7 protein-coding genes and 1 pseudogene are annotated in these 7,180 nt (G+C 69.0%); 5 read left to right on the forward strand and 3 right to left on the reverse strand.

The genetic code is table 11. The annotated features are described in order from the left end of the window. Positions 1–90 precede the first annotated feature (90 nt). Positions 91–599, forward strand: a pseudogene (locus ABZ818_RS42100) (hypothetical protein). Positions 600–861: 262 nt separating this feature from the next. Here ABZ818_RS42100 and ABZ818_RS42105 read toward each other — a convergent pair. Next, on the reverse strand, positions 862–1,086 hold the full coding sequence (locus tag ABZ818_RS42105) for a hypothetical protein (RefSeq protein WP_361427444.1): 225 nt from the start codon (positions 1,084–1,086) through the stop codon (positions 862–864). A 245-nt stretch (positions 1,087–1,331) separates the two neighbouring features. On the opposite strand from ABZ818_RS42105, the gene ABZ818_RS42110 reads away from it, so the two are divergent. After that, the gene (locus tag ABZ818_RS42110) at positions 1,332–2,909 is read left to right on the forward strand and encodes an amidohydrolase family protein (RefSeq protein ID WP_361427447.1); all 1,578 of its coding nucleotides are present in this window, start codon (positions 1,332–1,334) and stop codon (positions 2,907–2,909) included. After that, on the forward strand, positions 2,906–3,844 hold the full coding sequence (locus tag ABZ818_RS42115; protein ID WP_361427450.1) for a M20/M25/M40 family metallo-hydrolase: 939 nt from the start codon (positions 2,906–2,908) through the stop codon (positions 3,842–3,844). Before ABZ818_RS42110 ends, ABZ818_RS42115 begins: the two co-directional genes overlap by 4 nt. 21 nt (positions 3,845–3,865) lie before the next feature. Here ABZ818_RS42115 and ABZ818_RS42120 read toward each other — a convergent pair whose 3' ends face one another. Then, on the reverse strand, positions 3,866–4,738 hold the full coding sequence (locus ABZ818_RS42120; RefSeq protein ID WP_361427453.1) for an IS3 family transposase: 873 nt from the start codon (positions 4,736–4,738) through the stop codon (positions 3,866–3,868). Next, positions 4,735–5,043, reverse strand: a complete 309-nt coding sequence (locus ABZ818_RS42125; RefSeq protein WP_361427456.1) for a transposase — start codon at positions 5,041–5,043, stop codon at positions 4,735–4,737. Before ABZ818_RS42125 ends, ABZ818_RS42120 begins: the two co-directional genes overlap by 4 nt. A gap of 606 nt (positions 5,044–5,649) precedes the next feature. Between ABZ818_RS42125 and ABZ818_RS42130 the strand changes: the two genes are divergently transcribed. Both ABZ818_RS42130 and ABZ818_RS42135 read left to right on the forward strand, forming a co-directional pair. Further along, positions 5,650–6,435 (forward strand): Ku protein, encoded by a 786-nt coding sequence (locus ABZ818_RS42130; protein ID WP_361427459.1) that lies wholly within the window; start codon positions 5,650–5,652, stop codon positions 6,433–6,435. Between the two features lie 347 nt (positions 6,436–6,782). After that, positions 6,783–7,127 carry a hypothetical protein gene (locus ABZ818_RS42135; protein ID WP_361427462.1) on the forward strand — a complete coding sequence of 115 codons (345 nt, stop codon included), beginning with the start codon at positions 6,783–6,785 and terminating at the stop codon, positions 7,125–7,127. The last annotated feature ends 53 nt before the right edge of the window (positions 7,128–7,180 follow it).

Here is a 7,180-nt window from a genome sequence, read left to right on the forward strand (position 1 = left end):
GCACGTGTATCGCCGAGGTTTCGTCCCACTCTTTCGCGAGGTGGCGGGCGTAAGGCCTTGCTGGCCGTGACCGTGCTCACTGGAGCCGTCATGACCACCGGTGCACTGTTCCCGCCCGCGGCCTCCGCCGCCGGACCGGACACCGTTCAAAGCAGCCTGAACGCCCTGGTGGTCGACGACCAGATGCCCGCTGCGCTGGCGAGCGTCGCGGACCGCGAGGGCCGGATGCGTAACTACACCGCAGGTGTCGGCGACCTCAGGACCGGGGCGAAGGTACCCAGGGACGGGCAGGTGCGGGCGGGCAGCAACACCAAGGCATTCACGGCCGTGGTCGCGCTGCAGCCCAGCTCACCCAGATGCGCACCACCGTCCCCGCAGAGGCACGCGGCCCCGGCGTCCGCTACGGACTGGGCCTGACCAGCACGCCGCTGTCATGCGGCGGCGTCTACTGGGGTCACGGCGGAACCGCCCTGGGATACCGGACACGAGGAGGCGTCACAGAGGACGGACGTGCCGCCGACGTCGCGGTAACCACCACCCCGACGGGTGCGGCCTCCCAGCGGGTGGAGGCCGCCGTCGACACGGCGCTGTGCCGCTGATCCAGGCAGAGACAGGCGGGAAGACGGCCCGCGGGGTCGCCGACGCGTTCCGGCGGCCCCGGCCCCGCCTCCGTACAAGCAGGGCCGTACCTGGATTCACATGCTCTGCGAGGACTGTCGAGCGGGCCACCGATCCCCGGAGAGAACAGGCCCGTGAACCTGAACACCGCCAGGATCGGACGGACCTGCGACGTCAGAGGTCTCGCTCGGGCAACTGGTCAAGCCCGGTGTCGCGCATGATGTAGTCGACCGTCTCCTTCAATTAGCTCTCGGCGCCGATGACGGACTCAACTCCATCCGGCAGCAGGTCGAGTTCGCGGAACCACTCGCTGAGCTCCCGCTCTGTGACGTGCGCGAGGTATTCGGCGTCCGGCTTCGTCGCGTGCCGCACCAGCGTCTCCGCGTACGGCACATTCAGGTAGTAGCAGCGGGAGACGCCTCGGTGCTCCCGAACCAGGGCTTCCAGCATCTCCCCGTAGCGGTCCAACGGCGGCCGCCCCTGCGTCCGCCGTTGGAGGACCGGGTGCTGCCGGTAGCAAAGTCTTGGCGCACTAACTGACGTTGCGACAGTTGGCGTTGGTTGTTTGGGATCTCGGAGTCGGCCGCGGACCGGATCGGCTCAGCCACCACCAGCGTGGAGATCAACACGAACGATGCCATCATCGACAGCGGCCGGCTCTGGCGAGCCGATGACGGCTCCGGCGGACCGGAAGCCTCGGCGGAGCAGAGTTCGTGTACGCGGATGGATCTGCCGCCCCGGATTCCTCGCGCGAGACGAACGGACCGTACGGCAAACCTCCTAGGGTCGCCAGCAGCGAGGCTAGGAGGCGAAGCATGCGGACACTGTTGCGGGGCGGTCGCGTCATCGACCCAGCTACTGGCTTTGACGGCACGGCTGACGTGCTGGTCTCCGACGGCGAGGTCATCGCCGTCGGACCAGGGCTGCCGGCCGCCGACGACCAGGTCGAAATCGATGTCGCCGGGTACGTCGTCGGGCCCGGGTTCATCGATCTGCACAGCCACGTGCACTCCATCGCGGGCCAGCGGCTGCAGGCGATGGACGGCGTCACGACGGCGCTCGATCTGGAAGCCGGGATGATGCCCGTCGAACGGGCCTACGCCGAGGCGGCCGCGGCGGGACGCCCGCTGCACTACGGCTTCTCGGCCTCCTGGGGTTCCGCGCGGGCCAAGGTCCTCGCCGGCATCGAACCGGACGCGAACATCAACACCGGGCTCGCCATGCTCGGCAATCCTGCCTGGCAGCGGTCCTCGTCGAAGGCCGAACTGGCCGCCTGGCTGTCCCTTGTGGAGGGTGAGCTGGCGGCGGGCGCGCTCGGCGTCGGCGTCCTGCTCGGGTACGCCCCGGCCAGCGATCCGGCCGAGTTCCTGGCGTTGGCAAGGCTGGCCAAGCAGGCCGAGGCGCCCACGTACACGCACGTCCGCGAGCTGGTCGAGATGGACCCGGCCACGCCGGTCGACGGGTCGCAGGAGATCGCGATCGTCGCGGCCGAGACCGGTGCCGCGATGCACCACTGTCACGTCAACAGCACGTCCGGACGGCACGTCGACCGGGTGCTCGCCGCGCTGGAGTCGGGCCGTTTGGCCGGGTCGCGGGTGACGGTCGAGGCCTATCCCTACGGTGCGGGCAGCACCGGCATCGGCGCGGCTTTCCTTTCGCCCGAGCGGCTCAAGATGAAGGGCCTCGACCCGACGCGCGTGCTGATGCTGGAGACCGGCGAGCGGATCGCCGACGAGGCCCGGCTGCTGCAGGTCCGCGCCGAGGACCCGGGTGCGCCGTGCATCCTCGAGTTCCTCGACGAGGAGAACCCGAAGGACCGGGACCTGCTGCACCGGACGCTCGCCTTCCCGGATTCGATCGTCGCGAGCGACGCCATGCCGGTGTACTGGCATGGCGCCGGCAACGAATCCACCGAATGGCCGCTGCCCCCTGGCGGTGCGACGCACCCGCGCACGGCGGGCACGTTCTCCAAGTCGCTGCGGCTGATGGTGCGCGAGGCCGGGCTCTGGACTTGGCTGGAGGCGTTCCGGCGCTGCTCCTACCTGCCCGCGCGGGTGCTCGACGAGGTCGCGCCCGGCGCGCGGACCAAGGGCAGGCTGAACGTCGGCGCGGACGCGGACATCGTCGTCCTCGACCCCGCCACCATCACCGACACGGCCACGTACTTCGATTCGACCCGGCCCGCGGTCGGCGTCCGGCACCTGTTCGTCGCGGGCACCCCGGTGGTCCGCGACGGGCAGCTGCTCACCGACGCCTACCCTGGCCAGCCGCTGCGGGGGGAGCCACGATGATGGAATTCAGATTGGAAGCTTTGCTCACCGACATCGAAACGTTGGTGCGCTGCGAATCCCCGTCGTCCGACCTCGACGCGGTGGCGCACAGCGCCGAGGTGCTGGCGGACCTCGGCAAGGCGTTGCTCGGCGTGGAGCCGGAGCGGATCGTCCTCGACGGCCGGACGCATCTGCGCTGGCGATTCGGCGACGGCCCGGCGCGCGTGCTGCTGCTCGGCCACCACGACACGGTCTGGCCGATGGGTTCCCTGGAAACGCACCCGTTTTCCGTAGCAGACGGGGTCTTGCGGGGCCCGGGCTGCTTCGACATGAAGGCGGGCGTCGTGATGGCGCTGCATGCGGCCGCGGCATTGCCGCGCCGGGCCGGATTGTCCATTTTGGTCACTGGCGACGAGGAGTTGGGCTCGCCGTCGTCGCGAGGGCTGATCGAGGAAGAGGCGCGCGGCTGCGAGGCGGCGTTCGTGCTGGAGGCCTCGGCGGACGGCGGCGCGATCAAGACCCGGCGCAAAGGCGTTTCCCACTACCGGATCGAGGTGACCGGCCGCGCCGCGCACGCCGGGCTCGAACCGGAGAAGGGGATCAACGCCGGGATCGAGATCGCGCACCAGGTGCTCGCGGTCGCCGCGCTCGCCGATCCGGAGCGCGGGACCAGCGTGGTGCCGACAGTGCTTTCGGCCGGCACGACGGTCAATACCGTGCCGGCGGCGGCGGCCGCGGTCGAGGTCGACGTGCGGGTGTGGGACGAGGAGGAACAGCTCCGCGTCGACCGGGCGGTGCGGGCGTTGCAGCCGGTGCTGGCGGGCGTACAGGTGCGGATCAGCGGCGGGATCAACCGTCCGCCACTGGATGCCGCTTCTTCGGCCGCGTTGTTCGGGCTGGCGCGGGAACTGTCCGCGGAAATGGGCCTGCCGAAACTTGAGCTTGTTCCGCTTTGACGGACACCATCAGTGTGGTGGTCAGGCCGCCAGAGCGGCCTCGTAGGTGGCGGGACTGAGGTAACCGAGGCTGCTGTGCAGTCGGTGCAAGTTGTACCAGCTTTCGATCCACTCAAAGATCGCGGTGCGGGCGGCGGACCTGCTCGGCCAGGACTGGGTGCAGATCAGCTCGTTCTTCAAGGTGGCGAAGAACGACTCGGCCAGCGCGTTGTCCCAGCACTGGCCGGTGCGGCCGACGGATAGCCGAATACTCAACTCGTCCGCCAGTAGGGCGAATTCATGGCTGGTGTATTGGCAGCCGCGGTCGGAGTGGAAGATCACGGAACCTGCAGGGCGGCGCCGCCGGCACGCGGATCGCAGCGCGTCGGCGACCAGTGTGGTGCGCAGGTGGTCGGCGGTGGCCCAGCCGACCACCCGGCGGGAGGCGATGTCGATGACGGTGGCCAGGTAGAGCCAGCCCTCCTCGGTGGGGATGTAGGTGATGTCGCCGCACCATCGGGTGTCGGTTGCGGCCGGGTTGGGCCGGAAGTCGCGCAGGACCAGGTCGGGGCGGGTGGCTGCATGCGGGTCGGGAATGGTGGTCCGGTGTCGTCGGCGGCGGTGCCTGCCGGCGAGCCCGGCGGCCCGCATCAGCCGGGCGACGCGCCTGCGGCCGCAGGCCGTGCCCTCACCCTTGAGGACGGCGTGGACGCGCGGGGCACCGTAGGTGCCCCGGGACTGCTCGTGGACGGCGGTGATCTGCTCGGTCAGCTCTGCGTCCTGCATGGCCCGGGGGCCGGGTGTGCCAGTGCGGCGGGCGTAGAAGGCGGCTCGGGAGACCTTCATCAGCTCACACGCACGCTTGACGCTGTGACCTGCCTGCTTCTCCGCCTCGATGAACGGGTGCACCGTCACCGGGTCTCCTTCGCGAAGAAAGCCGTGGCCCGCTTGAGGATCTCCACGTCCTCCTGCAGCCGGCGGTTCTCCCGCCTCAAGGCAGCCAGTTCCTCGCGTTCGCTGCTGGTCAGGCCGTCGCGCTCACCATTGTCGACCTGAGCCTGCTTGACCCAGTCGCGCACCGCGGTCTCGGTCAGATCGAAGTCCTTGGCGACCTGGCCGACCGAGCGGTCACCGCGTTGGCACAGCTCGACGATCTCGGCCTTGAACTCCGGAGTGAACGAGCGGCGAGGACGCGGCTTCTTCTTCCCCATGCTCTCCATGATGGACATCATCCTTCCGGGGCCGAAGCCCCTGATCTCGGATGTCCGTCAAACTGGATCAAGCCCACCCCGTATCCGCACGGTATCGGGCTGGCCACCGGGCTGCTACCCAACTGGCTGCTGGCCGACGGCCCCGGGAACGCAGCGCGCCGGCTCGACGACCCCGACGTGCGGCGGCGGCTGCGCCAGGACTGCGAGCGCTACTGGCGGTTCGTGCACAAGGGCCAATGGGAAAGGGTCGTCCTCGCGACCAGCCCCGCCACACCGGAGCTGGAGGGCGTAGGGGAGGGGGCTCATTCACCCTGCCGACGCATCGAGCGGGCGGGGTTGGGTGCTGGGGTTTTAGCGTCGTAGTGCCTTGCGCTGTGACAGGACCGCAGGGCGATGGACGGCCCCTGCACGCAGCGCCCTGGGCAGGGGCCGCCGTCCCTGCCTGGACAGCAAGGCGAGCAAGGTCTCGGTCACCGTCAGTGCACGCTTGGAGCTGGCCTTGCGTAGCCGTGGTTGGCCTTGCATTCCAGGGCCAGCGAGCCCAAACACCCAGCCGCTGGAGGGGCGGCCCGCGACCGGGATGCGCACCATCTGCTGGCGAATGACTCTGGATGCATGAAGGCCGTGTGGTCCGGGATGATCCAGTTCGGGCTGGTCGCTCTGCCGATCAGGCTGTACGCGGCCACGGTGGAGCATCCCGTGCGCCTCCACGAGATCCATGTCGCCGACGGCAGCCGCGTCGAGCACCGCCGCTTCTGCAAGGCCGAGAACCGGGAGATCCCCTACGAACAAGTCGGCAGGGGCTTTTCCCTGGCAGACGGGCGCATGGTGCCGCTTACGGAGGAAGACCTCGCACACCTGCCCTTGCCCACAAAGCGGACCATCGACGTGCTGGGCTTCGTTCCCTTCGAGGACATCGACCCGATCAGTTTCGGACGGCCGTACTACGCGGGTCCCGGACCGGACGCCGACCGCCCGTACGCCCTGCTCGTCGAGGCACTCGCCCGCACCGGCAACGTCGCCGTCTCCAAACTCGCCCTGCGCAGCCGAGAGCGCCTGGCGCTGCTGCGCCCCCGCCACGGCATACTCATCCTCCAGACGCTCCTGTGGCAGGACGAGTTGCGCGACCCCGGAGACCTCGCACCCTCCACGCCGGTCACCGACCGGGAGCTGGAACTGGCGGAGGTGCTGATCCGGGACCTCACCGGCATCAACGTGCGCGAGGTGCACGACGACTACGCCCACGCCCTGGAGCAGCTCGTGGACGCAAAGATCACCGGCGGTGAGCTCGTCGAGCCGGCGGAGCCTACCCCGGCGCTGGACCTGATGGCAGCACTGCAGGAGAGCGTCCGGGCTGCCGAGCGGGAGCACAAGCGTCCATCGGCACGGCATCGGCCATAACCGTTGTTCGGCCAGCTATCACTGGACGTATGGCCAACCGCCTTCGGTATCGGCCGCTCCGGCCCCGCGCCGCCATCGGCACCATGCAAACCAGCAAGAGCCAGACCGCCGCTGGGGCGGTACCGGCTCTTCGTGGGCAGTGTCACGGGCCAACGTGAGACTGCCGGTTCTCCCTGCGGACGACGTACGCCTCGCCCGCACTCCGCACTCGGCATGCTCACACCCATCGAGTTCGAGCTGAGGACAACCCCCTCGATCGCCTAGTGCTGTGACCGCGAAGGTTCGCCGGGTTGGCGGTCGGAACGGTTGGATGGACGGTGCCGACCGTTCCGAGCGTTGGAGGTGTCGTGACCGAGCCTGTGCGGGTGCGCAGACCGAGGGATCAGGATGGGCAGAAACTGCAGCAGGAGCGGCGGCCGAAGGCCATCGGCAACGTACAAGCCGCACTGCCCGCGCTCTGGCTCAACCTCGCGCTACACGGAGACGGTGACATCCCCGCACCATATTTCGATGCAGCTGTTGCCGTAGCCGAATCAATCAATGCTGACCCCGACTGGCGCACCTGGTGGTCCAGTGCAGAGCGGGGTGAGCTCACGATCGAGATCGAATTCGGTGACTGGTACGGGCGCACCAGCGTCGCGGTACGGAGAGTGTCGGCGTCGGCTGAACTCGGACCCACTTTGGGCGGTTGAATTCTGACCCGGTTGGTGTTGGTTCAGTCGTTGTCGGTTGTGTCGGTGGGGAC

It is taken from the genome of Streptomyces sp. NPDC047453 (assembly GCF_040643155.1).
Classification (GTDB): Bacteria; Actinomycetota; Actinomycetes; order Streptomycetales; family Streptomycetaceae; genus Streptomyces.

Coding starts and splice junctions, on each gene's coding strand:
- ABZ818_RS42115 (WP_361427450.1), top strand. CDS start 2,906: ATGATGGAATTCAGATTGGAAGCTTTGCTCACCGACATCGAAACGTTG.
- ABZ818_RS42125 (WP_361427456.1), bottom strand. CDS start 5,043: ATGGAGAGCATGGGGAAGAAGAAGCCGCGTCCTCGCCGCTCGTTCACT.
- ABZ818_RS42130 (WP_361427459.1), top strand. CDS start 5,650: ATGAAGGCCGTGTGGTCCGGGATGATCCAGTTCGGGCTGGTCGCTCTG.